The organism is Frigidibacter sp. MR17.14 (genome assembly GCF_037095735.1).
Classification (GTDB): Bacteria; Pseudomonadota; Alphaproteobacteria; order Rhodobacterales; family Rhodobacteraceae; genus Frigidibacter.
Genome location: NZ_JBAWKD010000001.1, coordinates 244,215 through 269,318, shown reverse-complemented (window position 1 = coordinate 269,318; position 25,104 = coordinate 244,215). Strand labels below are relative to the sequence as shown.

The 25,104-nt window shown below is 70.2% G+C and carries 20 protein-coding genes; 16 read left to right on the top strand and 4 right to left on the bottom strand.

The window, feature by feature from the left end; all coding sequences use genetic code 11:
* Nucleotides 1–92 precede the first annotated feature (92 nt).
* The 5 genes from V8J36_RS01220 to V8J36_RS01200 all read left to right on the top strand — a co-directional run bounded on the left by V8J36_RS01220 (nucleotide 93) and on the right by V8J36_RS01200 (nucleotide 6,086).
* Entirely contained in the window at nucleotides 93–1,466 is a 1,374-nt protein-coding gene (locus V8J36_RS01220; protein ID WP_336465429.1) for an aspartate aminotransferase family protein, read from the top strand.
* A 247-nt stretch (nucleotides 1,467–1,713) separates the two neighbouring features.
* On the top strand, nucleotides 1,714–2,943 hold the full coding sequence (locus V8J36_RS01215) for a glycosyl transferase (RefSeq protein WP_336465428.1): 1,230 nt from the start codon (nucleotides 1,714–1,716) through the stop codon (nucleotides 2,941–2,943).
* Between the two features lie 157 nt (nucleotides 2,944–3,100).
* Nucleotides 3,101–4,231, top strand: coding sequence for an aromatic ring-hydroxylating oxygenase subunit alpha (locus V8J36_RS01210; protein ID WP_336465427.1), 1,131 nt, complete (start codon nucleotides 3,101–3,103; stop codon nucleotides 4,229–4,231).
* Between the two features lie 339 nt (nucleotides 4,232–4,570).
* Nucleotides 4,571–5,902 (top strand): ammonium transporter, encoded by a 1,332-nt coding sequence (locus V8J36_RS01205; protein ID WP_336465426.1) that lies wholly within the window; start codon nucleotides 4,571–4,573, stop codon nucleotides 5,900–5,902.
* Nucleotides 5,903–5,924: 22 nt separating this feature from the next.
* Complete coding sequence (locus V8J36_RS01200) at nucleotides 5,925–6,086, top strand: hypothetical protein (RefSeq protein ID WP_336465425.1); 162 nt, start codon at nucleotides 5,925–5,927, stop codon at nucleotides 6,084–6,086.
* 40 nt (nucleotides 6,087–6,126) lie between these two features.
* Here V8J36_RS01200 and V8J36_RS01195 read toward each other — a convergent pair whose 3' ends face one another.
* Nucleotides 6,127–7,608: an MORN repeat-containing protein gene (locus V8J36_RS01195; RefSeq protein WP_336465424.1), complete on the bottom strand. Its 1,482-nt coding sequence runs from the start codon at nucleotides 7,606–7,608 to the stop codon at nucleotides 6,127–6,129.
* Nucleotides 7,609–7,829: 221 nt separating this feature from the next.
* Between V8J36_RS01195 and V8J36_RS01190 the strand changes: the two genes are divergently transcribed.
* From V8J36_RS01190 to V8J36_RS01175, 4 genes are all read left to right on the top strand, one after another.
* A complete protein-coding gene (locus V8J36_RS01190) occupies nucleotides 7,830–8,165 on the top strand; it encodes a YnfA family protein (protein WP_336465423.1) in 336 nt (111 codons plus the stop codon).
* Nucleotides 8,166–8,285: 120 nt separating this feature from the next.
* Complete coding sequence (gene wrbA / locus V8J36_RS01185; RefSeq protein WP_336465422.1) at nucleotides 8,286–8,876, top strand: NAD(P)H:quinone oxidoreductase type IV; 591 nt, start codon at nucleotides 8,286–8,288, stop codon at nucleotides 8,874–8,876.
* A 62-nt stretch (nucleotides 8,877–8,938) separates the two neighbouring features.
* Nucleotides 8,939–9,148, top strand: coding sequence for a hypothetical protein (locus V8J36_RS01180; protein WP_336465421.1), 210 nt, complete (start codon nucleotides 8,939–8,941; stop codon nucleotides 9,146–9,148).
* Between the two features lie 11 nt (nucleotides 9,149–9,159).
* Nucleotides 9,160–10,164 (top strand): DUF6976 family protein, encoded by a 1,005-nt coding sequence (locus tag V8J36_RS01175; protein WP_336465420.1) that lies wholly within the window; start codon nucleotides 9,160–9,162, stop codon nucleotides 10,162–10,164.
* A gap of 222 nt (nucleotides 10,165–10,386) precedes the next feature.
* Here the strand turns inward: V8J36_RS01175 and V8J36_RS01170 are convergent, their stop codons facing one another.
* Together V8J36_RS01170 and V8J36_RS01165 are read right to left on the bottom strand one after the other, a co-directional pair.
* Entirely contained in the window at nucleotides 10,387–11,379 is a 993-nt protein-coding gene (locus V8J36_RS01170) for an MBL fold metallo-hydrolase (protein ID WP_336465419.1), read from the bottom strand.
* A gap of 1,154 nt (nucleotides 11,380–12,533) precedes the next feature.
* Complete coding sequence (locus tag V8J36_RS01165; protein ID WP_336466164.1) at nucleotides 12,534–12,890, bottom strand: metallopeptidase family protein; 357 nt, start codon at nucleotides 12,888–12,890, stop codon at nucleotides 12,534–12,536.
* A 207-nt stretch (nucleotides 12,891–13,097) separates the two neighbouring features.
* Between V8J36_RS01165 and gltX the strand changes: the two genes are divergently transcribed.
* Nucleotides 13,098–14,432, top strand: a complete 1,335-nt coding sequence (gltX, locus tag V8J36_RS01160) for a glutamate--tRNA ligase (RefSeq protein ID WP_336465418.1) — start codon at nucleotides 13,098–13,100, stop codon at nucleotides 14,430–14,432.
* Nucleotides 14,433–14,486: 54 nt separating this feature from the next.
* On the opposite strand, the gene V8J36_RS01155 is transcribed toward gltX, so the two are convergent.
* Nucleotides 14,487–15,911, bottom strand: coding sequence for an amidase (locus tag V8J36_RS01155; protein ID WP_336465417.1), 1,425 nt, complete (start codon nucleotides 15,909–15,911; stop codon nucleotides 14,487–14,489).
* A gap of 112 nt (nucleotides 15,912–16,023) precedes the next feature.
* Here V8J36_RS01155 and V8J36_RS01150 point away from each other — a divergent pair, with 112 nt between their 5' ends.
* The 6 genes from V8J36_RS01150 to V8J36_RS01125 all read left to right on the top strand — a co-directional run bounded on the left by V8J36_RS01150 (nucleotide 16,024) and on the right by V8J36_RS01125 (nucleotide 25,090).
* Nucleotides 16,024–17,340, top strand: coding sequence for an ATP-binding protein (locus tag V8J36_RS01150; RefSeq protein ID WP_336465416.1), 1,317 nt, complete (start codon nucleotides 16,024–16,026; stop codon nucleotides 17,338–17,340).
* Nucleotides 17,337–18,326, top strand: a complete 990-nt coding sequence (locus V8J36_RS01145; protein WP_336465415.1) for a HupU protein — start codon at nucleotides 17,337–17,339, stop codon at nucleotides 18,324–18,326. The genes V8J36_RS01150 and V8J36_RS01145 overlap by 4 nt, the downstream gene beginning before the upstream one ends.
* A complete protein-coding gene (locus tag V8J36_RS01140; protein ID WP_336465414.1) occupies nucleotides 18,323–19,753 on the top strand; it encodes a nickel-dependent hydrogenase large subunit in 1,431 nt (476 codons plus the stop codon). The genes V8J36_RS01145 and V8J36_RS01140 overlap by 4 nt, the downstream gene beginning before the upstream one ends.
* A 12-nt stretch (nucleotides 19,754–19,765) precedes the next feature.
* Nucleotides 19,766–21,997, top strand: coding sequence for a carbamoyltransferase HypF (hypF, locus tag V8J36_RS01135; protein WP_336465413.1), 2,232 nt, complete (start codon nucleotides 19,766–19,768; stop codon nucleotides 21,995–21,997).
* Nucleotides 21,998–22,210: 213 nt separating this feature from the next.
* Nucleotides 22,211–23,293 (top strand): hydrogenase small subunit, encoded by a 1,083-nt coding sequence (locus V8J36_RS01130; protein WP_336465412.1) that lies wholly within the window; start codon nucleotides 22,211–22,213, stop codon nucleotides 23,291–23,293.
* Nucleotides 23,294–23,296: 3 nt separating this feature from the next.
* The gene (locus V8J36_RS01125; RefSeq protein WP_336465411.1) at nucleotides 23,297–25,090 is read left to right on the top strand and encodes a nickel-dependent hydrogenase large subunit; all 1,794 of its coding nucleotides are present in this window, start codon (nucleotides 23,297–23,299) and stop codon (nucleotides 25,088–25,090) included.
* Nucleotides 25,091–25,104 lie beyond the last annotated feature (14 nt).

Here is a 25,104-nt window from a genome sequence, read left to right as displayed (position 1 = left end):
AAGTGCCGTGATTTGCATGGAAACGAAATCTCGATGGCGTTCCGCGGGCCGCGGGCGTAGCACTAGGACATTCAGCACGAACCGAGGTTTCCATGACCACGCTCTCGAATTCGCTCGCGCAGGCCGATATCGCGCACAACCTGCATCCCTATACCGACGCCCGCGCCTTCGAGCAGAACGGGCCGCTCATCATCGAGCGCGGCAAGGGGATCCATGTCTGGGATTCGACCGGCAAGCAGTACATCGAGGGCCTGTCGGGCCTGTGGTCGGTGGCGGTGGGCTTCGGCGAGGACCGGCTGGTCAAGGTCGCGGCCGAGCAGATGGCCAAGCTGCCCTATTACCACGTCTTCTCGTCGAAATCGCACGAGCCGGGGATCCGGCTGTCCGAGAAGCTGGTCGAGATGGCGCCCGAGGGGCTTAACCACGTCTTCTACACCAACTCGGGCTCCGAGGCGAACGACACCGTCGTCAAGATGGTGTGGTACATGAACAACGCGCTGGGCCGGCCGCAGAAGAAGAAGTTCCTCGCGCGGAACAAGGCCTATCACGGCGTCACCATGGTCGCGGCCTCGCTGACCGGGCTGCCGGGCAACCACCGCGATTTCGACGTGCCGCTGATCCCGGTGGTGCGGCTGACCTGCCCGCATTTCTACCGCTTCGGGCAGGAGGGCGAGACCGAGGCGCAGTTCTGCGCGCGGCTGCTGAAAGAGCTTGAGGACACGATCGCGTCCGAGGGCGCCGACACCATCGCCGCCCTGATCGGCGAGCCGCTGATGGGCGCGGGCGGGGTGCTGCCGCCGCCGGAAGGCTATTGGGAAGGCGTCGAAAAGATCTGTCGCGCCAATGACATCCTGCTGGTCTCGGACGAGGTGATCAACGGTTTCGGCCGGCTGGGCACGCCCTTCGGTTGCCAGAAATACGGCTTCACCCCCGACATCATGTCGGTCTCGAAGCAGATGTCGTCGAGCTACATGCCGATCGCGGCGGTGCTGTTCTCGGACCCGGTGTTCAACGCCATCGCCGACAACAGCCACAAGATCGGCACCTTCGGGCATGGCTACACCGCCTCGAGCCACCCGGTGGCGACGGCGGTCGCGCTAGAGAACCTGAAGATCATCGAGGAGCGCGACCTGATGGGCAACGCCCGGCGCCTCGCGCCGCGGCTGCAGGACGGGATGCGCCGCTTCGCCGACAACCCGCTGGTCGGAGAGGTGCGCGGCACCGGGCTGATCGCCGCGGTCGAGTTGGTGGCCGACAAGGCGACCAAGGCGATGTTCGATCCGGTCGGCAAGGTGGGCGCCCGCGCCTCGGTCATCGGGCATGAGGAGGGGCTGATCTTCCGCGCCATCGGCGACACGCTGGCGCTCTGCCCGCCGCTGATCTGCACCGAGGCCGACATCGACGAGATCCTGGTCCGCATGGGCCGCACGCTCGACCGGCTGGCGGCCGAGATCAAGCCGGCCTGAGCGGCCGCGCAGGGCATGTCAGGGCCGCTCCCGATCCGGGGGCGGCCTTTCGCTTTTTGCACGGTCCTCGGGGGGTGACATCCGTGCAGCGGGCGTACACCCCCCGTACACCGGAAGCGCACGGCGCGGAGAGCTTTCGTCAGGATCCGAGCCGGCGGGCGATCGCCGGCGCGCGGCCCCCGGCTGGTCCTGCGGCCGGACCGGGCTAGGCTTCTTCTTGCCGCATCGCAGCAAGGACGAAGGACGCATGGCCGATTTCCATCAGGGCGGCTCGATCGCCACGTTGCACATGCTGGACCGGGGCAACGCCCGGCATCTGGCGCGCGAGCTCGAGGTCTTCGCGGCGCGCCGGCCGGTCTGCCTGATCCTGCCCTCGCTCTATTCCGAGCTGGAAGGCGAGGCGCTGCCGCGGATCCTTGACGAGCTGTCGCAGGTCGGCTGGCTGAAGCGGATCGTCATCGGGCTGGATCAGGCCGATGCCGGGCAGTACCGCGCGGCCCGGGCCTTCTTTGCCCGGCTGCCGCAGGACCATGTGGTGCTGTGGAACGACAGCCCGCGGATGCAGGCCATCGCCGCGCGGCTGGAGGGGCTGGGTCTGGGGCCGGTCGAGGCGGGGAAGGGGCGCAACGTCTGGACGGCGATCGGCTACACGCTGGCGCGGGCCGATTGCGCGGTGGTGGCCTTCCACGACTGCGACATCACCACCTATGACCGCGACCTGCTGGCGCGGCTGGTCTATCCGGTGGCCAATCCGAACTTTCCCTATCAGCTGTCGAAGGGCTTCTATCCGCGCATCGGCGGCGGCAGGCTGAACGGGCGCGTGGCGCGGCTGCTGGTCAGCCCGCTGCTGATCGCGCTGAAGCGGGTGATCGGCGAGCGCGACTATCTCGAATACCTGCGGGCCTTCCGCTATCCGCTGTCGGGCGAATTCGCCATCGCCGCCCATGCGCTGGCCGACCTGCGGATCCCGTCGGACTGGGGGCTGGAGATCGGGGTGCTGTCCGAGGCCTGGCGCAATCTCGCGCCGCGGGCGGTGGCGCAGGTCGAGCTGACCGATGCCTATGACCACAAGCATCAGGATCTGGGCCCGGGCGACGGCAGCGGCGGGCTGTCGCGGATGTCGGTCGACATCTGCAAGGCGCTGTACCGCAAGCTGGCGGCGGACGGGACGGTGTTCTCGGAAGAGATCTTCCGCACGCTGCGCGCCACCTATTACCGCACCGCGCTGGACCTGCTGGACGGCTATTATTCCGACGCGATGATGAACGGGCTGACGCTGGATCGCCATGCCGAGGAGCGCGCGATCGAGATGTTCGCGCAGACCGTGGTCGAGGCCGGGCGGATCTTCCTTGAGTTTCCCGCCGCGACGCCGTTCATTCCGACATGGAACCGCGTCCATGCCGCAGATCCGCATCTGATGCGCGACATGCTGGCGGCGGCGGCCGCGGATGCCACGGAGGCCGGTCCGCCTGCCTGAGCTGCCGCGAAAAGCGGCAGGGCGGGGCGGGGGCGCGGCGCTCCGTCGAATTGATTAGCGTTTGTGTGCAAACGACCGTGATACTCTGCGTGACGAAGCCCCGAGTTCCGGCCCAAGTCCCAGCCCGAGTCCCAGCCCTGTCGCCGTGAGGTGCGCCATGACCCGTCCGATCACCGCTGCCGAAGAACTGCTGGCCAATACCTCGGCCCCCTTCGCCGAGGCGCGTGCCATGCCGAAGTCGGTCTATACCAGCCCCGAGTTCCTCGCGCAGGAGCTGGAGCACATCTTCTCGAAGGACTGGCTGTGCGCGGGGCGGGCGGATGCGCTGCCGAACCCCGGCGACTACCTGACGATGGAGATCGCGGGCGAGCCGCTGATCGTGCTGCGCGACCGCGACGGCGTGCTGCGCGCGATGTCGAATGTCTGCCGGCACCGGATGTCGGTGCTGCTGCAGGGGCGGGGCAATGTCCGCGCGATCGTCTGCCCCTACCATGCCTGGACCTACTCGCTGGACGGCTCGTTGCGCGGGGCGCCGGCGATGGCCGCGAACGAGGGCTTCTGCAAGACCGATGTCGCCCTGCCGCAGGTGCGCTGCGAGGAATGGCTGGGCTGGATCCTGGTGACGCTGAACCCCGAGGCGGCGGACCCGGCGGTGACGCTGGCGGGGGTCGAGCGGCTGGTGGGCAAGTTCGGGATGCAGAACTACGTCGAGGCCTTCCGCGAGGAGTTCCGCTGGAACACCAACTGGAAGGTGCTGGCCGAGAATTTCATGGAAAGCTACCACCTGCCGGTCTGCCATGCCGAGACGATCGGGCATACGGTCGATCTGATGAAGATGACCTGCCCCGAGGGCGAGGCCGCGTTCAACTATCACTACATCATCAAGAACGACGCGCTGGACCTGACGCTGGCGCATCCGACGAACACGGTGCTCGAGGGCGACGACCGGCGCACGACCTGGCTTCTGTCGATCTATCCCTCGCTGCTGATCACGCTGTCGCCGGGGTATTTCTGGTATCTCTGCCTGACGCCGGACGGGCCGGACCATGTGAACGTGCTGTATGGCGGGGGGCTGGCGCCGGAATTCGTGGCCGATCCGAAGGCGCCCGAGCATTTCGCGCGGCTGAAGGCGCTGCTGGACGAGGTGAATGCCGAGGACAAGGACTGCGTCGAGCAGGTCTATCGCGGCATCACCTCGAAGCTGGGGGCGCCGGGGCACCTGTCGCATCTGGAGCGGCCGAATTTCGACTTCGCGACCTGGGTGTCGAAGCGGGTGAACGGGGGCTGAGGGGAGGGGGCGCTGCCCCCTCGCGGGCCTTGCCCGCTCACCCCCGGGATATTTGGGCCAATGCGAAAGCGGGACGTCGGGGGCTCTGCCCCCGCCCCTGCGGGGCGCCCCCGGAGTATTTCGGCCAAGCCGAACGGGATCACGGCGGCGTGAGCGGTCTGCGCAAGGCGCGGGATCGCCGGGGCCGGAGTGCCTGAATTTCGGGCGTTGCGCCGCGGGCGGGTGCACGGCGGGGGGCGCGGGGACGAAAGCGCTTGGGCCGGCGCGGGCGGCGGCGGGACAGTCGGGCGAGCGGTCCGCAAGAGGCCGGTGTTGTCCCCCAGATGATAGGTCCCGACGATGGAAGAGACGACGGAACTCTCTGCCCGGATCGAGGCGCTGGAAAAGGCGCTCGAGACGGTCAACACGCTGAACACCGAAATCTTCTACTGGTGGTGCACGGCGCTGATGCTGGCGATCCATGCCGGCTTCCTCGCCTACGAGATGGGCGCCTCGCGCGCGAAGAACGCGCTGGCCTCGGGCATCAAGAACCTGCTGGCCTTCGCCTTCCTGATCCCGGCCTTCTATTACGTGGGCTGGTGGATCTACAACGCCTTCCCGGCAGGCTTCCTGCCCGGCGACGCGGGCGCGGCGCTGCCCTGGTCGGCCAACATGGGGCCGAACCTGACCGACAATGCCTCTGGCATCTTCTATGCTGCCTTCACGCTGTTTGCCGCCACCACCGCCTCGATCATGTCGGGCTCGGTGATCGAGCGGATCCGGATGTCGGCCTTCACCATCCTCGCGGTGGTGCTGGGGTCGGTGGTCTGGGTGCTGGGCGCGGCCTGGGGCTGGCATCCGGCGGGCTGGCTGACGGCCAGGTGGGGCCTGCATGACATCGGGGCCGCGGGCTGCGTGCACACGGTGGCCGGGCTCTTCACGCTGGGGGTGCTGATCAACCTCGGGCCGCGGATGGGGCGCTACAATGCCGACGGCACGGTGAACGAGATCCCGGGCCACAACATGCCGATGTCGCTGATCGGGCTGATGCTGATCGTGATGGGCTTCTTCGGCTTCCTCGGCGGCTGCATCATCTATACCGCCGACGGCTGGCTGACGATCTACAACACGCCGGTGACCCTGTCGGCCTTCGCCTTCAACACGCTGATGGGCGTCGCGGGCGGGATGATCGGCTGCTACGTGATGACCCGCGATCCGTTCTGGATGATGTCGGGGGCGCTGGTGGGCGTGATCTCGTCGGCGCCGGGGCTGGATGTCTATTATCCGCCGCTGGCCTTCCTGATCTCGTTCCTGGGCGGGATCATCGCGCCGAAGGTCAATGCGCTGATCGTCGCGCGGTTCCGGATCGACGACGCGGTGGGCGCGGTGGCGGTGCATGGCGTCAGCGGCATCTACGGGCTGATCGCCTGCGGGATCTTCGCCGCGGGCTATCCCAACATCGAGGGGCCGGCGATCAGCTTCACCGGGCAGCTCGCCTCGGCCGTGGTCTTCGCGGTGCTGGGCTTCGTGCCGGGCTACGCGCTGTCCTACGTGATGAAGGTCTTCGGCATCCTGAGGGTGCCCGAGCATGTGGAGCTGGCCGGGCTCGACCGGGTCGAGATCCCCGCCAAGGCCTATCCCGAGGCCGCGGTGCCGGCCTTCGACCTCTCTCCGCTCACCCCGGCCGAATGAGCTGCAGCGAAAGGACGACAAGATGTCACCGATCACCACCTGGGACGGCGCCGAGGCCTATTTCGTCTTCGCCGACAACCCGGCCCTGATCTGGGCCACGCTCGCCGGCTCGGTCGCGGCCTGCGTCTGGACCATCGTGAAGATGGCCACCCACGAGGCGCATTGCGCCAAGACCCACAAGTGAGACGCGCCGCGCCGCCCCGCACGGGGGCGGCGCGGGCGGATCAGTTCCCCGAGGGGGCGGTGCCGGCCGGCGCGGTTCCGGGGGCGGATGCCGGGGCGCCTTCGGGCGTGACCGGCTTTTCGCTGGTCAGCGCGCCGTTCTCCCAGGTGCCGTTCGCGGTCTGGCCGGTGGCGTAGCGCATCAGACCCTCGCCCTGGCGCTTGCCGGCGACGAAATCGCCCTCGTAGACATCGCCGTTGGGATAGGTCGCGGTGCCGTGGCCGGCGATCTCGCCGCCCTTCCAGGCGCCCTCGTAGCGGAAGCCGTCGGCCATGCGGATCGCCCCGGTGCCCTCGCGCTCGCCCTTCACGAAATCGCCCTGGTAGACGGTGCCGTCGGCATAGGTCGCGGTGCCCTTGCCCTCGCGCTGCCCCGCCTTCCAGGCGCCGTCGTAGACATAGCCGTCGGGGTAGCTCATCCGGCCCTGGCCCTCGGGCTGGCCGTTCACGAACTGGCCGGCATAGGTCATGCCGTCGGCGTAGCGCGCGGTGCCCTGGCCGTCGATCACGCCGGCCTTCCAGCTGCCCTCGTAGCTGGCGCCGCCCTTGTAGGTGATCCGGCCCTGGCCGTCCTGCTTGTCGTCCTTGAACGTGCCGGCATAGACCGAGCCGTCGGGATAGGTCGCGGTACCCTGGCCCGCGATGCGCCCCCCCGCCCAGTCGCCGTCGTAGACATAGCCGTCGGCGCCGCGGAACACGCCGCGGCCCTCGCGCCTGTCGGCGCGGAAGCTGCCCTCGTAGACGTCGCCGTTGGGGTAGGTGACCTTGCCCTGGCCCTCGCGCTTGCCGGCGACCAGTTGGCCTTCGTAGACTTCGCCGCCCGCCTGCTTCAGCTCGCCCTGGCCCGAGATCTGGCCCTCGCGCCAGGTGCCCTCGTAGACCAGCCCGTCGGGCATGGTCAGGGTGCCGCGCCCGGCGCGCTGGCCGTTCAGCATCGCGCCCTCGTAGACCGAGCCGTCGGGATAGGTGATCTTCGCCTGGCCCTGCTTGACCCCCTCGCGCCAGTCGCCCTCGTAGCGGTAGCCGTCGGGGCTTTCGAGCACGCCCTTGCCGTCGTGCATCGCCTTGGTGAAATGGCCGCGATAGGTCGAGCCGTTGGCGTAATGGGCGACGCCCTCGCCCGCGATCTGGCCGGCGGTCCAGGTGCCCTCGTAAGTGCCGCCGTCGGCGAAGGTGATCTTGCCGCGGCCCTCGGGGCGGCCCTTGACGAACTGGCCTTCATAGACCGAGCCGTTGGGGAAGCGGGCGCGGCCCGTGCCCAGGATCTCGCCGTCGACCCAGTCGCCGCTGTATTCGTAGCCGTTCGGCAGCCGGTAGGTGCCGCGGCCGTGCTGCTTGCCGTCCTTGAAGGTGCCTTCGTAGACGCCGCCGTCTTCATATTCCTTGGTCACGACCGTCTGGGCGTGGGCCGCCCAGCCGAAGGCCGCTGCCTGGGTCAGTGCAAGGGCCGCCACGGCGGTCCGGAATGCATGTCTGTTGGTCATATGCCCTGCCCGTAAGTCGCGGGCCGTCCCCGGGCCCGCCGTCCTGTCGCCGCCGTCCCGTCCCCTCTCGCCGCTGTCGGCGCGGCGGGTCGGCGGTCCCGTGAACCCTAAGGGCCGCCCCCGCGCGAGGCAAGCGAGGATGCCCGCGGCCGGCGCCTTCGTGCAGGCGCGCAGGGGCTGTGCTATGGCTTGGCATCCCGCAGGCACCGGAGGCCATCCCCTTGACCGCGCTTCTCTATCCCGCGCTTCTCTATCCGCTGGCCGCCTTGGCCGAGATCGCCGGCTGCTTCGCGGTCTGGGCCTGGTGGCGCGGCGGCGCCTCGGCGCTGTGGCTGGTGCCCGGGATCGCGGCGCTGGCGGTTTTCGCCTGGGCGCTGGCGCTGACGCCGCCGGCGGTCGCGGGGCGGTCCTTTGCGGCCTATGGCGGGGTCTACATCGCGGCCTCGCTTGGCTGGATGGCGCTGGTCGAGGGGGTGCGGCCCGACCGGTTCGACCTGCTGGGCGGGGCGCTGGCGCTGGCGGGGACGGCGGTGATCCTGCTGGCGCCGCGCGGCTGAACGCAGCGTCATTTCCGCGCGCGGGCAGAGCTTGCGTGCGCGATTGCACAATCGGATGGGGACCCGACGGTGGTAGGATGGCGTTGCGAAGACGTGTCCCAACCGGAAACCGAGGGTCTCATGGCACCGAAAATCGCCGTCATCTTCTATTCGACCTATGGCACCAACCATGCCGTCGCGAGCTGCGCGGCCGAGGCGGCGAAGGCCGCGGGCGCCGAGGTGAGGCTCTTGAAGGTCAAGGAGACCGCGCCGCAGTCCGTCGTCGACGGCCAGGAGGCCTGGAAGGCGCAGGTGGCGAAGATGGCCGCGATCCCCGAGGTGACGCCCGCCGACATGGAATGGGCGGACGGCTATTTCTTTTCCGCCCCCACGCGCTTCGGCACGGTGCCGAGCCAGCTGCGCGCCTTCATCGACACGCTGGGCGGGCTCTGGGCCGCAGGCAAGCTTGCGAACAAGGCGGTGACGGCGACGACCTCGGCGCAGAACCCGCATGGCGGGCAGGAATCGACGCTGCTGGGGCTGTACACCACCTTCATGCACTGGAGCTGCATCCTGGTGCCGCCGGGCTATTCCGATCCCAAGCTGTTCGAGGCGGGCGGCAACCCCTACGGCTATTCGGCGATCGCCGGCAAGTTCGACGATGCCGGCCGCGCCGCGGTCGAGATCCAGGCCCGGCGCCTGGTCGATTTCGCGGGCCGCATCGCCGGCTGACGCTCAGCTTCCGTTAAGACGGTTCCGCTACCTCCGGGGGAAAGAACCGCCCGGAGGAGCGAATGATTCCCGACCTGTCCGACCCGCGCTGGAAGCGGGTCCTGACCAGCGAGAGCGACCTCGGGTCCGCCTCTCTCGCCACGCGCATCCTCGTCACCCGCCTTCGACGCGAGGTGAAGGTCGCCCCCGGATCCATCGGCGCCAAGATCGGTGAGCTTCGGGACTTCGTCACCAAAAACGGCTTTGCCGTGGCCGATGTCGCCGCGTTCTGAAGGGGAAAGACATGCGCAATGAAATGCTGAGCCCGGCCGAGGCCGCGGCGAAGATCGAGGCCGGCGCGGTGATGGTCATCGCCGGGGACGAGGCGCTGCTGCGCGCCCTGCCGCGTGGCAAGTGGATCGGCGGGACCTCGGTCTATTTCGTGACCGAGGCCGGCGGCTGCGTCGACCGCGAGCGGCTGTTCTGCACCACCTTCGATTCCGCCACCGACGCGAAGGTCCGGCATCTGGATGTCGAGACGCTGCCGGCCATCGCCGAGGGCTACCTGTCGAACGGCGTCACCTTCATCATGCTGCCGGCCTTCTCGCTGGCGCATTCGGAATTCGCGGTGGCGGGCTCTGGCTTCCCCGGGCTGTTCGACCAGCCGCTGGTCGGCTGGGTGACCGGGGTGCATCTCGACGAGATCGGCAAGCGCAGCCCGCTGGTGATCGACGGCGCGACCGGGGCGGCGCAGGACGAGGGCGCGGTGCTGCTGCATGTCGCGCTGCCCGACAGCAAGACGATCAACCTCGACATCCTGAACATCTTCTCGCAGGGCGACGCCGCCGAGGACAGCTTCCTGTTCGACACCGACGGCTTCTCGGCGACCACGGTGAAGGTCAACGGGGTCGAGCGACGCTTCGCGGAGTACATCACCGAAACCGGTCTGGATCCGCAGCTGCCGCTGGTGGCGAATTACGCGGGGGCGCTGATCAACGTGTCGATCCAGTCGGTGGACCAGGCCACGGGCGAGGTGAAGTTCTATGCCCCGGTGGTGCATGGCGTCGAATACCGCCAGGCGCGGCCGGTGGGCAATTATGTCGAGGCCTTCGCGGCCGGTGCCGGCAGCGCGGGCGAAGGCGAGTTCTCGTGCAACTGCATCCTGAACTATCTCTACGGCGGGCTCGAGGGGCACAAGACCGGGGGCTACACCGGCCCGGTCACCTTCGGCGAGATCGCCTATATCCTGCTGAACCAGACCATGGTGCATCTGGACGTGGCCGAGGCGGAGGCGCGGGCGGTGGCCTGACGGGCGCCGTCCCGCCTGTTCCGTCCGGCAGGTGTCGACTGCGCCGATAGGGTTGGGCGCGCAGGCCGGAAGCAGGTTGCTTCGGGACAGGATCATCCCTCTGTCGCGCTGAGCGCTTCGTAGCCCGATTCCGGCCGAGCGTTTCGGCCGGCTGGCGATCGAGGCGTCTTCGGGCGGCCCGCGCCAGGCTGGCGCGGGCCCCGGAGCAGGGGGCGGCGGTGGTCAGACGAGGCCGAGCAGCGCCTGGTAGCTGATCGGCACGAAGCGGAAGCCGTCCTCGGTGCGGGCGACATGGCCGGTCGCGGGGAAGGGCATGTGATAGCCGATGAAGGCCAGCCGCTCGTCGGCGATGCGGCCGAAGACGCGCTTGCGGGTCTCGGCGGCGGTGGCCTTGTCGGCGTCGAAGCGCACCTCCCAGTCGGGATGGCCCAGCGACCAGACATAGTGGTTCGCGGTGTCCGCGGTCAGCACCAGCCGCGCGCCCTCGCTTTCCAGGTTGAAGATCATGTGGCCGGGGGTGTGGCCGGGGGCCAACTCGGCGGTGACGCCTTCGACCACGCTGTCGCCATCCGCGAGGAAGGTCATCCGCGGCTCGAGCGGGCGGACCTTGGCGTCGAAGCCCTCGTTGCCGGCCTGCGCCCAGTGGTCGAACTCGATCCGGCCCGCGACCGGGGTCGCCTGCGGGAAGGTCTCGCCCGACGGTCCCGAAAGCCCGCCGATGTGGTCGCCGTGCATATGCGTCAGGACGACATGGGTGATCTCGGACGGCTCGATGCCGGCCGCCGCCATCGCGCCGGTCACGCCCTCGGGCGCGAGACCGGTGTCGAAGAGCAGCACCGCGCCGGGCGTGCGGACCACGACCGGGTGGAAGAAGTTGATCGAGGCCTCGACCGGCAGGAAATGCGCCTGCGACACCGCGGCGAAGTCCTCGGCCGTGGCATTGGTGCCGAAGGTCCCGTGCGGATCCTCCATCTTGCGGGTGCCGGCGAGCAGCACCGTCACCTCGAAGGCGCCCAGCGGGAAGCGGTAGTAGGGCGCGGTGCCGGGCTGCGGCGGCGGGGCGTCCTGAGCCTGCGCGCGTCCTGCGAGCAGCGCCGAGGCACCGGTCGCGAGCGCGCCGGGCAGGCTGACAGCCCCGGCTGCGGCCGCGATCAGGCTGGCGCGGCGGGTCAGGCCCGGGGCGCCCGAGGTGTCGCGTGAGGTGTCGGGGGTCATCGGATCCTCGCTTTCGCTGGCGGGCGGACCGTCGCGGCCGGCCTTTCGCCGCAAAGGGTAGCGCGCGAGGGCGCCGAGTCCGAACGCCAAGGCGCCGGCTCGCGGAAAAGTCATGCGGCGGATGCGTCAATTCGCGGCTGCTCGCGCGGGGACAGGGGGGCTGGGCGGCGCGTGCAGTGTCGCGGTCGTGGCCCGCCGCCGCGGCCCCGGCTGTCACGGCTTGTGCCCGACATCCGCCGTCAGGGTGTCGTTCGGAGGGGGTGAGCGGGAGGGGAAGCCACATCAGGCGATCGTCCTGCGGCTGCCGCTGTTCACTGGGCCCGAGGGGGGCACGGGGATCGACGGGCGCGGTACGGGGCGGGGTGGCCTGCGGGGAAACCGCGCTGCGTGAGAGCGCGAGGGCGGGCCATGGCACGACGCGGTCAGGGCGCGCGGCGAGGCTGTCGCGACGTGAGACCGGGCAGACGAGGTGTGGCCGCAGCGGGGCATGCCCCGTGGCGGGCCTGGGCGGTGAGGACGGGACGCGGCCCAGGCTGGGCGCGATGGGGCAGAGTGCGATCGTGGAGGGCTAGGCGGGGCCGTGTCGCAACGCGGTGAGGACGCGAGGCCGATGTGATGCTGAGCAGAGAGGTGCGGCCGCAGCTGGGCGGGACGTGTGGAGGGCTTGGGCGGCAAGTCCTAACAGGGCTGGAGCGGGGCTCGATTGGGCAGCGCGGGGCCGGAGCATGTCGCGATGCGATGAAGACCTGTCGGGCGGCAGGGCCGAGGTGGAGTGGGGGGTGACGCCGTCGGGGCGCGGCGGGGACGGGATTGGCGGGGGCAGCGCATCTTGGCGGCAGAGCCCGGCGGGGGCGAGTTCGACAGGGCGGGAAGGGGCGACCGGGGTCGGGCATCGCGTGGCAGACCGGGGCGGATAGGGCTGGTGCGCGAGTGCTTTTCTGCCGGGGACGTCCGCCGGGGCGAATGGATCGGCCCGGGGCGGGCGGGGGCGGCAACCCCGGGCGGGGTGTCGCGCGTTGCGTCCGGCCTGCTGCACGCAGTCGTCGCCGCGTGGCCGCGGCACGTGGGCGGCCCGAGGGACCGGCCCGCCCGTTTCACGGCGTGACGGGGCGGCCCGGGCGCGTCAGGGGCGCGTCAGGGGCGCGCCGGCGCGGTCACTCCCACCAGCGGTCGATCGCGGCGATCTCTGCGTCGGACCAGCCGAAGTGATGCGCGAATTCGTGGACGGTGACATGCGCCACGAGGTCGCCAAGGCTGACATTGCCGCGCTCGACCCATTCGTCGAGGATCGGGCGGCGGAAGAGCCAGACCGTGTCGGGGCGCGTCGGCTGGTCCATCACCGATTTCTCGGGCAGCGGCACGCCCTCGTAGAGGCCCGAAAGCTCGAAGGGATCGTCGAGGTCGAGCTCTGCCATGAACTCTTCCGGCGGGAAATCCTCGACCCGGATCACGACGGCGCCGGCGGGGCCTGCGAATTGCGCGGGCAGCGCCGCGACCGTGGCGCGGGCCATCGCCTCGATCACCTCGGCGCCCGGTGCCGCCAGCCCGCCCCAGCCCTCGGTCGCGTCCGAACCGTTTCCGCCGAAGCCGTTTCCGTTATGCATCCCGTTCCCCGCATGGCTGTCATGGCAGGTCCGCCGCGGCCCGCATCCGTCGCCGATATGGACAAAACCGGGGCGATATGAAAGAGCCACGGGCGTAAACGGAGTACCCAAGACATGGCAGACCGTCCCGTCACCACCCGCTTCGCCCCCTCGCCGACCGGCTACATCCATGTCGGCAACCTGAGGACCGCGCTGTTCAACTACCTGATCGCGCGGAAGTCGGGCGGCAGCTTCATCCTGCGCCTCGACGACACCGACCGCGAGCGGTCGAAGCAGGAATATGCGGACGGGATCAAGCAGGACCTCGAGTGGCTGGGTCTGGAATGGGACCGGGTCGAGCGGCAGTCGGACCGGCTGGAGCGCTATGCCGAGGCCGCCGACCAGCTGCGCGCGGCGGGGCGCTTCTACGAATGCTTCGAAAGCCCGACCGAGCTGGACCTGAAGCGCAAGAAGCAGCTGAACATGGGCCGCCCGCCGGTCTATGACCGCGCCTCGCTGGGCCTGTCGGAGGACGAGAAGGCGAAGATGCGCGCCGAGGGGCGCGAGGGCTACTGGCGCTTCCAGCTGGATCAGAGCCGGATCGAATGGACCGACGGGATTCTGGGCGACATCTCGATCGATGCGGCCTCGGTCTCGGACCCGGTGCTGATCCGGGCGGACGGGCAGGTGCTGTATACCTTCGCCTCGTCGGTCGACGACACCGACATGGGCGTGACCCATATCGTGCGCGGCGCCGACCACGTGACCAACACCGCGACGCAGATCCAGATCATCGAGAGCCTGGGCGGCACGGTGCCGGCCTTCGCGCACCATTCGCTGCTGACCGGCGCGGGCGGGGAAGAGCTGTCGAAGCGGCTGGGCACGCTGTCGTTGCGCGACCTGCGGGCGCGCGGCGTGGCGCCCGAGGCGCTGTTGTCGCTGATGGCGCGGCTGGGATCGAGCCAGCCGGTCGAGCTGCGGATGACGCTCGACGAGCTGGCCGAGGGGTTCGACCTGTCGCAGTTCGGTGCGGCGCCGACCAAGTTCGATGCCGAGGACCTGTTCCCGCTGACTCGCGCCCGCAACCAGCAGCTGCCCTTCGCGGCGGTGGCGTCGCAGATCGCGGCGCTGGGCGTGCCGGACGCGCTGGCCGAGGGCTTCTGGAAGGTGGCGAGCCACAACATCACCACGCTCGACGAGCTGGGGCCCTGGGCGGAGCTGGTGCTGAACGGCGCCGAGCCGCTGGTGGCGCCCGAGGACGAGGGCTTCATCGCCGAGGCGATGGCGCTGCTGCCGGCGCGGCCGTTCACCGCGGCGACCTGGGGCGAGTGGACCGGGGCGGTGAAGGCCGCGACGGGGCGCAAGGGCAAGGGGCTGTTCATGCCGCTGCGCAAGGCGCTGACCGGGATGGAGCATGGGCCGGAAATGGCCGACCTGCTGCCGCTGCTGCAGGTCATCCGCGCGAAGTGACGAAGGCCGGGGGCGCTGCCCCCGGACCACCGGGATATTTCCACCAGCAAGAAATCAGAGCGCGGGTGGGCGCTGGCCGGGCCAGTCGGTGGCCTGGTGCCAGGCCTGGCCGATCTGCAGGACGCCGAGGTCGCCGCCATGCGGGCCCGCGATCTGCAGGCCCATCGGCAGGCCCTGCGCGCCGAACCCTACAGGGATCGACAGTGCCGGCAGGCCCGCGAGGCTGACTGGCACCACCACCTCCATCCAGCGGTGATAGGTGTCGAGGGGGCGGCCCGCGATCTCGGTCGGGTGGCGCATTCCGACCGGGAAGGGCCAGACCTGGGCCGAGGGCAGCGCCACGGCATCCACCGTCTCGAAGAGCTTCGCCATCCGCGCGTAGTGTTTCGAGCGGATCACCGAGGCCTCGTAGACCGCCTGCGCGGGCAGGGTTAGGCCCTGCTCGATCTCCCAGATCGCTTCGGGCTTCAGCTGCGCGCGTTTCGCCGGGTCGTCGTAGAGCGCGCGGCGGCTGCCGGCGTTCAGCATCGCGCGCAGCGTGGTCCAGCTTTGCCAGAGCTTTTCGGCCGGGAGGGGCGGGGGCAGGGCCACGATCTCTGCCCCGAGATCGGCGAGCCGGTCGAGCGCCGCCTCGCAGAGGGCGAGGATGCCGGGTTCCATCGCATAGGCGCCGCCCCAGTCGGCAAGCCAGCCGATGCGGCGGCCGGCGATGCTGCGGTCGAGGGTCGCCGCGTAGTCGCCGGCGGGGGCGAGGCCGAAGGGCACCGCCGCGGTGGGGCCGGCCATGGTGGTCAAAAGCCGCGCCACGTCTTCGACGCTGCGGCCCATCGGGCCCTCGGTCGCGAGGGTGGCGAGGAAGCTGTCGCCCTCGGCATCCTTGGGCACGAGGCCCCAGCTGGGGCGGAAGCCGTAGACGTTGCAGAAGGCGGCCGGGTTGCGCAGCGAGCCCATCATGTCGGAGCCGTCGGCGAGCGGGACGAGCCGCGCCGCCAGTGCCGCCGCCGCACCGCCCGAGGAGCCGCCAGCGGTGCGGGCGAGGTCGTAGGGGTTGCGGGTCGCGCCGAAGACCTCGTTGAAGGTGTGGCTGCCAAGGCCGAATTCCGGGCTGTTGGTCTTGCCGATCACGATCGCGCCCGCGGCCTTCAGCCGGCGCACCATCAGCGCGTCCTCGGTGGGGACATGGTCGCGCCAGAGCGGCGAGCCCCAGGTCGTCACCACCCCGGCGGTGGCCGCGAGGTCCTTGATCGCGATCGGGATCCCGGTCAGCCAGCCGCAGCTTTCGCCGGCGGCGAGGCGGGCGGCGGCCGCCGCGGCCTCGGCCATCAGGTCTGCGCGCGGGCGCAGCGAGACCACGGCGTTGACCTGCGGATTGACCGCCGCGATCCGGTCGAGCACCGCCTCCATCAGCGCCTCGGGCGCGATCTCGCGCGCCGCGATCCCGGCCGAAAGCGCGCTTGCGCCCAGATCCGTCAGTGCCATGCCATCCTCGCCTGCTCTTGCGCGGCGATGCTGCGCGGGGCGGGCGCGACATGCAAGCGCTTGACCTTGCGGGCCCGAGCCCCGAAGTCTGAAGGCGATGGGGAGGCAGCGCATGGCGCCGGCATTCGGACAGGACACGCCAGAGGGCGGGGCGGAGCCCTTCGCCGATGCCGCCTGGGCCGATGTGCTGCAGGGGGTCGAGCGGACCTATGCCGATCTGGTCGACTACCAGGAGCGGCTCGAGCGGCAGAACACCGAGCTGGAGGCGCTGCGGGGGTTTCTCGCCTCGGTGCTGGGGGCGGTGTCGGATGTGCTGCTGGTGACCGGGCGCGAGGACCGGGTGAGCGAGGCCAATGCCTCGTTCCGGGCGCTGACCGGGCGCGAGGCGGTCACCGGGCTTGAGGTGGCGGGGCTGTTCGACGAGCCCGCGCGGCTGGCGGCAGCGCTGGCCGAGGCGCGGGCGCTGCGCCGGGCGAGCCGGATCGAGATCGCGATCCTGACGCCCGCGGGCCCGGCGCCGCTGGACCTGTCGATCAGCCCGCTTCTGGACGAACGCGGGCGGGCGACGGGGGCGGTGCTGTCGGGGCGGCCCCTAGGAGAGCTGCGGCAGGCCTATGCGGCGCTGGCCGAAAGCCACCGGGCGCTGAAGGAGGCGCAGGGGCAGCTGGTGCGCAACGAGAAGCTTGCGTCCTTGGGCAGGCTTCTGGCGGGGGTGGCGCATGAGCTGAACAACCCGATCAGCTTCGTCTATGCCAATGCCCATGCGCTGGAACGCTATGCCGGCAAGTTCGAGACCTATTTCACCCGGGTGCAGGAGGGCGCCGCGCGCGAGGAACTGGTGCGTCTGCGCGAAGAGCTGCGGCTGGACCGCGAGATGCGCAACCTGCGCGAGGCGATCCGCGGCGCGCGCGACGGGGCCGAGCGGGTGCGCGACATCGTCGAGGATCTGCGCAGGCTCTCGGCCGACGGCTCGGGCGAGATGGTGGCCTTCGATCTGGCGGAAACGGCGCGGGTGGCGACCAGCTGGGTGAGCCGGGGCGCGAAGCATCCGGTGGCGATCGAGGTGGGCGGGCTGGCGCGGGTGATGGCGCGGGGCCGGCCCGGGCATGTGCAGCAGGTGGTGATGAACCTCGTGCAGAACGCGGTCGATGCGCTGGCGGGGCGCGCGGCACCGCGGATCGAGGTCACGCTGTCGCGCGCGGGCGGCTTTGCCGAGGTCACGGTCAGCGACAACGGGCCGGGGGTGCCCGAGGGCTCGGAGGCGGCGGTGTTCGATCCGTTCTACACGACGAAGCCGGTGGGGGCGGGGACGGGGCTCGGCCTGTCGATCTCTGCCAAGATCGCCGAGGAACATGGCGGCGCGCTGCGGCTCATGCCCTCGGATCAGGGCGCGGCCTTCCGGCTGTCGCTGCCGGAGGCGGGGGAATGAGGCTGATCTGGCTTCAGGCCGCGGGCTGCGGCGGCTGCACGATGTCCTTGCTCTGCGCCGAGGACCCGAACGCGCCCGAACTGCTGGCCGGCGCCGGGATCGAGATCGGCTGGCATCCGGCGCTGTCGCTGGAGACCGGGGCCGAGGCGCGGCGGCTCTTGGAGCGGGCCGAGGCCGGGGAAGACGCGCTGGACATCCTGTGCGTCGAGGGCGCGGTGGCGCGGGGGCCGCGCGGCACCGGGCGGTTCCAGATGCTGGCGGGGACCGGGCGGTCGATGCTCGATTGGACGCGGGCGCTGGCGGGCCGGGCGCGCCATGTCGTGGCGGTGGGCACTTGCGCGGCCTACGGCGGGGTGACGACGGCGGGGGGCAATCCCTCGGACGCGGTCGGGCTGCAATACGACGGCGCGCATCCGGGCGGGGCGCTGGCCGCGGGCTGGCGCGACGGCAGCGGGCTGCCGGTGGTCAATGTCGCGGGCTGCCCGACGCATCCCGACTGGGTGACAGAGACGCTGCTGATGCTGAAGGCGGGGGCGCTGGGGCCGGGGGATCTCGATGCGCTCGGCCGACCGAAATTCTATGCTGAGCATCTGGTCCATCACGGCTGCCCGAAGAACGAGTTCTACGAATACAAGGCCTCGGCCACGCATCTGTCCGAGATCGGCTGCATGATGGAGCATCTGGGTTGCGTCGGCACGCAGGCGGTGGGCGATTGCAACATCCGTCCCTGGAATGGCGAGGGTTCCTGCACCCGCGGCGGATACCCCTGCATCGCCTGCACCGCGCCCGAGTTCGAAGAGCCGCGCCACGCCTTCACAGAGACGCCGAAGATCGCGGGCATCCCGGTCGGTCTGCCTTCGGACATGCCCAAGGCCTGGTTCATGGCGCTGGCCTCGCTGTCGAAGGCCGCGACGCCGGAGCGGATCGCGAGGAATGCCGTGTCGGACCGGGTGAAGGTGCCGCCGACGATCCGGAGGCCGAAGTGACCGAACTGCTGGTGGGCCCGTTCAACCGGGTCGAGGGCGATCTCGAGGTGCGGCTGACGCTGGGCGGCGGTCGGGTCGAGGCGGCGCGGGTGAACTCTCCCCTTTTCCGCGGTTTCGAGCAGATGCTGCTGGGCAAGGACCCGCGCGACGCGCTGACGATCACGCCGCGGATCTGCGGGATCTGCTCGATCTCGCAATCGGCGGCCGCCGCGCGGGCGCTGGCGGCGGCGGCGGGTGTGGTGCCCGCGCCGCAGGGCGAGCGGGTGGCGGCGCTGATCCATGCGGTCGAGAACGTCTCGGACCACCTGACCCATTTCAACCTGTTCTTCATGCCGGACTTCACCCGGCTGGCCTATGCCGGGCACGACTGGCATGGCCGGGCGGTCGACCGCTTCACGGCGCTGGAAGGATCGGGCCTGCGCGCGGCGATCGAGGCGCGGGCGCGGCTGATGCATATTCTGGGGATGCTGGCGGGGAAGTGGCCGCATACGCTGGCGATCCAGCCGGGGGGCGTGACCAAGGCGCCCTCGATGCGCGACCGGCTGCGGATTCTGGCGACGCTGCGCAGCTTCCGGGCCTATCTGGAGGGCACGCTGTTCGGCGCGCCGGTCGAGGAGTTCGCGGCGCTTGGGGATGTCGCTGCTTTGGCGGACTGGGAGCGCGGCGATGCCGCGCTGTTCCTGCGCATTGCCGCGGACTTGGGGTTGGCGGCGCTGGGGCCGGGGCAGGGGCGCTACCTGTCGTTCGGGGCCTATCCGCTGGAGGGCGGGCACGGTTTCGCATCCGGTGTCTGGGACGGGGCGCTGCAGCCGTTGGAGCCCGCGCGGATCACCGAGGATCTGAGCCACGCCTGGATGCTGGGGCCCGAGGCGCATCCGGCACGCGGGCAGACGCTGCCCGACGAGGAGATGCGCGAGGGCGCCTACAGCTGGTGCAAGGCGCCGCGCTATGGCGGCGCGGTGATGGAGACCGGGGCGCTGGCGCGGCAGGTGATCGACGGGCATCCGCTCGCGCGGGCGCTGGCGGCGGAACCGGGGGCCTCGGGCGTGCTGGGGCGCGTCGCCGGGCGGCTTCTGGAAATCGCGCGCACGCAGATCCTGATGGAGCGGCTGGCCGAGGACATCGACCCCGCCGCGCGTTTCATGGACCGGGTGGTGATCCCGGCGCAGGGCGAGGGCGCGGGGCTGGTCGAGGCGGCGCGCGGGGCGCTGGGCCATTGGGTGCGGATCGAGCGGGGCCGGATCGCGGGCTATCAGATCGTGGCGCCGACGACCTGGAACTTCTCGCCCCGCGATGCGCGTGGGGTGCCGGGCGCGCTGGAGGCGGCGCTGGAGGGCACGCCGGTCGCCGAGGGGGACGAGACGCCGCTTGCGGTGCAGCATGTGGTGCGCAGTTTCGATCCCTGCATGGTCTGCACCGTTCATTAGGAGGGGCCACTGATGGCGGTCCGCATCCGGGTGCGCGGGCAGGTGCAGGGCGTGGGCTTCCGGCCCTTCGTCTGGCAGTTGGCGCAGGCGCATGGCCTGTCGGGGCGGGTGCTGAACGACCCAGAGGGCGTGCTGATCTGGGCCGATGCTGCACCCGCGGCATTTCTGGCTTCGCTGCGCAGCGAAGCACCGCCGCTGGCGCGGGTCGATGCGGTGGAAGTGACTGACGTCGATGATGAAATCATGGTCGGGGCCTTTGTCATCGCGGGCTCGGAAGGGCAGGGGGCAGAGACGCGGGTGACGCCCGATGCCGCGACCTGCCCGGCCTGCGCCCACGAGATCCGCGCGCCGGGTCGGCGGCAGGGCTATGCCTTCACCAACTGCACCCATTGCGGGCCGCGCTTCACCATCCTGCAGGGCCTGCCCTATGACCGGGCGCGCACGGTGATGGCCGGCTTCGCGATGTGCCCGGACTGCCGCGCCGAATACGACAGCCCCGCCGACCGCCGCTTCCATGCCCAGCCGATCGCCTGCCCGGCCTGCGGGCCGCGGCTCTGGCTCGAGCGCGACGGGGCCGAGGTCGCGGGCGATCCGATCGCCGCGGCGGCGGCGATGCTGCGGGCGGGCGCGGTGCTGGCGGTGAAGGGGCTGGGCGGGTTTCACCTCGCCTGCGACGCGACGGATGGCGCGGCGGTGGCCCTGCTGCGCGCCCGCAAGCGCCGGCCCGCGAAGCCGCTGGCGGTGATGGCGCCGTTGCCGGTCTTGCGCGGGATCGCGCGGCTGACGCCCGGCGACGAGGCGGCGCTGGCCGATCCCGCCGCGCCGGTCGTGCTGGTGGCGACGGGCGCGGCGCCGCTGCCGGACGCGGTCGCGCCGGGGATGACGCGGCTGGGGGTGATGCTGCCCTACACGCCGCTGCATCACCTGCTTTGCGACGCGGTGGGGCGGCCTTTGGTGATGACTTCGGGCAATCTTTCGGGCGAGCCGCAGGTGATCGGCAATGACGAGGCGCGCGCGAAGCTGGCCGGGTTCGTCGACGCCTTCCTGATGCATGACCGCGAGATCGCGCGGCGGCTGGACGACTCGGTCGAGCGGGCCGATCCGCCGATGGTGCTGCGCCGGGCGCGGGGGCGGGTGCCGGGCACGCTGGCGCTGCCGCCGGGCTTCGAGGCGGCGCCGCCGGTGCTGGCCTATGGCGCCGAGATGAAGGCCGCGATCTGCCTGACCAAGGGCGGGCAGGCGCTGCTGTCGCACCATCTGGGCGAGCTGGACGAGCCGCTGACCTGGGCCGAGTTCCTGAAGGCCGAGGCGGATTACACGCAGCTTTTCGAGCATCGCGCGGCCGTGCTGGCCTGCGACCTGCACCCCGGCTATCGCGCCAGCGCCCATGCCGAGGCCGAGGCGGCACGGCGCGGCCTGCCGCTGCAGCGCGTGCAGCACCACCATGCGCATCTGGCGGCCTGTCTGGGCGAGAGCCTCTGGCCGCTGGAGGGCGGGCCGGTGGCGGGGGTGATCCTCGACGGCACCGGCTATGGCGCGGATGGCACGGTCTGGGGCGGCGAATTGCTGCTGGGCGATTATCGCGCCGTCACGCGCGAGGGCTTCCTTGCGCCGGCACCGCTGCCCGGCGGCGCGGCGGCGGCGCGCGAGCCCTGGCGGAATGCGGTGATGCGGCTCGACGCGGCAGGGCGCGGCGATCTGGCGGACCGGTTGTTCGGGGACAAGCCGCTGGCGGCGCTGCGGCAGGCGGCGCGGGCCGGGGTGAATGCGCCAATGGCCTCGTCGGCGGGGCGGCTTTTCGATGCGGTGGCGGCGCTGCTGGGCCTGTGCCCGGACCGGCAGAGCTACGAGGGCGAGGCGGCGATGCGGCTCGAGGCGCTGGCCGAGGGCGTGGTCGCCGCGCCCTATGGCTTCGGGCCGGGGCTGGATCCCGCGCCGATGATCCGGGCGCTTGCCGCGGATCTGGAGGCGGGGCGCCCGGCGCCCGAGATCGCGGCGGCGTTCCAGGCGGGGCTGGCGCAGGCCTTCGCCGCGCCGGCGCGGGCGCTGGTTGCCGCCGGTCGGGCACGGGCGGTGGTGCTGTCGGGGGGATGCTTCCAGAACGCGGGGCTGCTGACGGCGATGCGGACGGCGCTCGAGGGCGTGCCGGTGCTGGTGCAGGCCCGCGTGCCGGCGAACGACGGCGGACTCGCGCTGGGTCAGGCGCTGGTCGCCGCCGCGGCCAGCCTGCCGGAAAGCCACTGACCGGCAGCGGGGCGGTTTCGGACAGTCGGCTTGCGCCGCAGGCGCGATGCTGCAGTGCGACATTTCGCGTAATAATCTGATATTTATCGGAAATGATGATCGTCTCGCGCCGGGCGGCTTTCCTTTGCCGCGTGGGGACCGGCGGCGGCATACCCGAGGATACCACGCGAAGGCGGCCCGAAGCGGCGGGCCGAAGCAAGGGGAGGGGCGGGCTTGACCCAGATCGAGACATTCTACGACGTGATGCGCCGGCAGGGCATCACCCGGCGCAGCTTCATGAAGTTCTGCTCGCTCACCGCCGCGGCGCTGGGCCTTGGCCCCAGCTTCGTGCCGAAGATCGCCGAGGCGATGGAGACGAAGCCCCGCACGCCCGTCATCTGGGTGCACGGGCTGGAATGCACCTGCTGCTCGGAAAGCTTCATCCGCTCGGCTCATCCGCTGGCCAAGGATGTCGTGCTGTCGATGATCAGCCTCGATTACGACGACACGCTGATGGCGGCAGCGGGCGTGCAGGCCGAGGCCGCGCTGCAGGAGACGATCGAGAAGTACAAGGGCAACTACATCCTTGCCGTCGAGGGCAACCCGCCGCTGGACGAGGACGGGATGTATTGCATCATCGGCGGCAAGCCCTTCGTCGAGCAGCTGCGCCACGCCGCCCAGCACGCCAAGGCGATCATCAGCTGGGGCGCCTGCGCGTCCTACGGCTGCGTGCAGGCCGCGGCGCCGAACCCGACGCGGGCGACGCCGGTGCACAAGGTCATCCTCGACAAGCCGATCATCAAGGTGCCCGGCTGCCCGCCGATCGCCGAGGTGATGACCGGCGTCATCACCTACATGCTGACCTTCGACCGCCTGCCGGAACTGGACCGTCAGGGCAGACCGGCGATGTTCTATTCGCAGCGCATCCACGACAAATGCTACCGCCGGCCGCATTTCGACGCCGGCCAGTTCGTCGAGGCCTGGGACGACGAATACGCCAAGAAGGGCTACTGCCTGTACAAGATGGGCTGCAAGGGCCCGACCACCTACAACGCCTGCTCGACCGTGCGCTGGAACGAGGGGGTGAGCTTCCCGATCCAGTCCGGCCACGGCTGCATCGGCTGTTCCGAGGACGGGTTCTGGGATCAGGGCTCGTTCTACGACCGGCTGACCACGATCAAGCAGTTCGGGATCGAGGCCACGGCCGATCAGGTCGGCATGGCGGCGGCGGGCGTCGTCGGCGCCTCGGTCGCGGCGCATGCCGCGGTCTCGGCCCTGAAGCGCGCGCAGAAGAAATCCCAGAAAGAGGAGGTCTGAGCCATGGTCGTCCAGACGCCGAACGGCTTCAATCTCGACAACTCCGGCCGCCGCATCGTCGTCGACCCCGTCACCCGGATCGAGGGGCACATGCGCTGCGAGGTCAACGTCGACGAGAACGGCGTGATCCGCAACGCGGTCTCGACCGGGACGATGTGGCGGGGGCTCGAAGTGATCCTGAAGGGCCGCGATCCGCGCGACGCCTGGGCCTTCACCGAGCGCATCTGCGGGGTCTGCACCGGCACGCATGCGCTGACGAGCGTGCGCGCGGTCGAGGACGCGCTGGGGATCGCGATCCCCGACAACGCGAACTCGATCCGCAACATGATGCAGCTGAACCTGCAGATCCACGATCACATCGTGCATTTCTACCACCTGCACGCGCTGGACTGGGTGAACCCGATCAACGCGCTGCGCGCCGATCCCAAGGCCACGTCCGAGCTGCAGCAGGCGGTGTCGCCCTCGCACCCCCTTTCCTCGCCGGGCTATTTCCGCGACGTGCAGAACCGGCTGAAGAAATTCGTGGAATCGGGGCAGCTCGGGCTCTTCAAGAACGGCTACTGGGACAATCCGGCCTATTTGCTGCCGCCCGAGGCCGACCTGATGGCCACGACCCACTATCTGGAAGCGCTCGACCTGCAGAAGGAGGTGGTGAAGGTCCACACGATCTTCGGCGGCAAGAACCCGCATCCGAACTGGCTGGTCGGCGGGGTTCCGTGCCCGATCAACATCGACGGCGTCGGCTCGGTCGGTGCGATCAACATGGAGCGGCTGAACATGGTCAGCTCCATCATCGACAAGTGCATCGAGTTCAACCGCAACGTCTATCTGCCCGACGTGGTGGCGATCGGCGGGTTCTACCGCAACTGGCTCTATGGCGGCGGCCTGTCGTCGAAGGCCTGTCTGGCCTATGGCGACATCCCCGAGCATCCGAACAACTTCGATGCCGCGACCCTGCACCTGCCGCGCGGCGCGATCATCAACGGCAACCTCGCCGAGGTGCATGACGTCGATCCGCGCGACCCGGAACAGGTGCAGGAGTTCGTCGACCACAGCTGGTACACCTATGGCGAGCCGGGCAAGGGCCTGCACCCATGGGACGGCGTGACCGAAGCGAAATACGAGCTTGGCCCCAACGCCAAGGGCACGCGGACCAACATCGAGGAACTGGACGAGGCGGCGAAATACTCGTGGATCAAGGCGCCGCGCTGGCGCGGCCATGCGATGGAGGTCGGGCCGCTCGCCCGCTACGTGGTGGGCTATGCCAAGGGGCACGAGGACATCAGGAACCAGGTCGACGGGTTGCTGCGCACCATGGACCTGCCGTTCGACGCGCTCTTCTCGACGCTGGGCCGCACCGCGTCGCGGGCGCTGGAAAGCGAGTATTGCGGCCGGCTGCAGAAGTACTTCTTCGACAAGCTGATCACCAACATCAGAAACGGCGATCAGACCACGGCCAACATCGAGAAATGGGACCCGAAGACCTGGCCGAAGGAGGCCAAGGGCGTCGGCAACACCGAGGCGCCGCGCGGCGCGCTGGGCCACTGGATCAAGATCAAGGACGGGCGCATCGAGAACTACCAATGCGTCGTGCCCACCACCTGGAACGGCTCGCCCCGCGATACCGCCGGCAACATCGGCGCCTTCGAGGCGAGCCTGATGGACACCAAGATGGAGCGACCCGAAGAGCCGGTCGAGATCCTGCGCACCCTGCACAGCTTCGATCCCTGCCTTGCCTGTTCCACCCATGTCATGTCGCCGGACGGTCAGGAACTGACCACCGTCAAGGTCCGCTGAGGAGGGCTGACCCG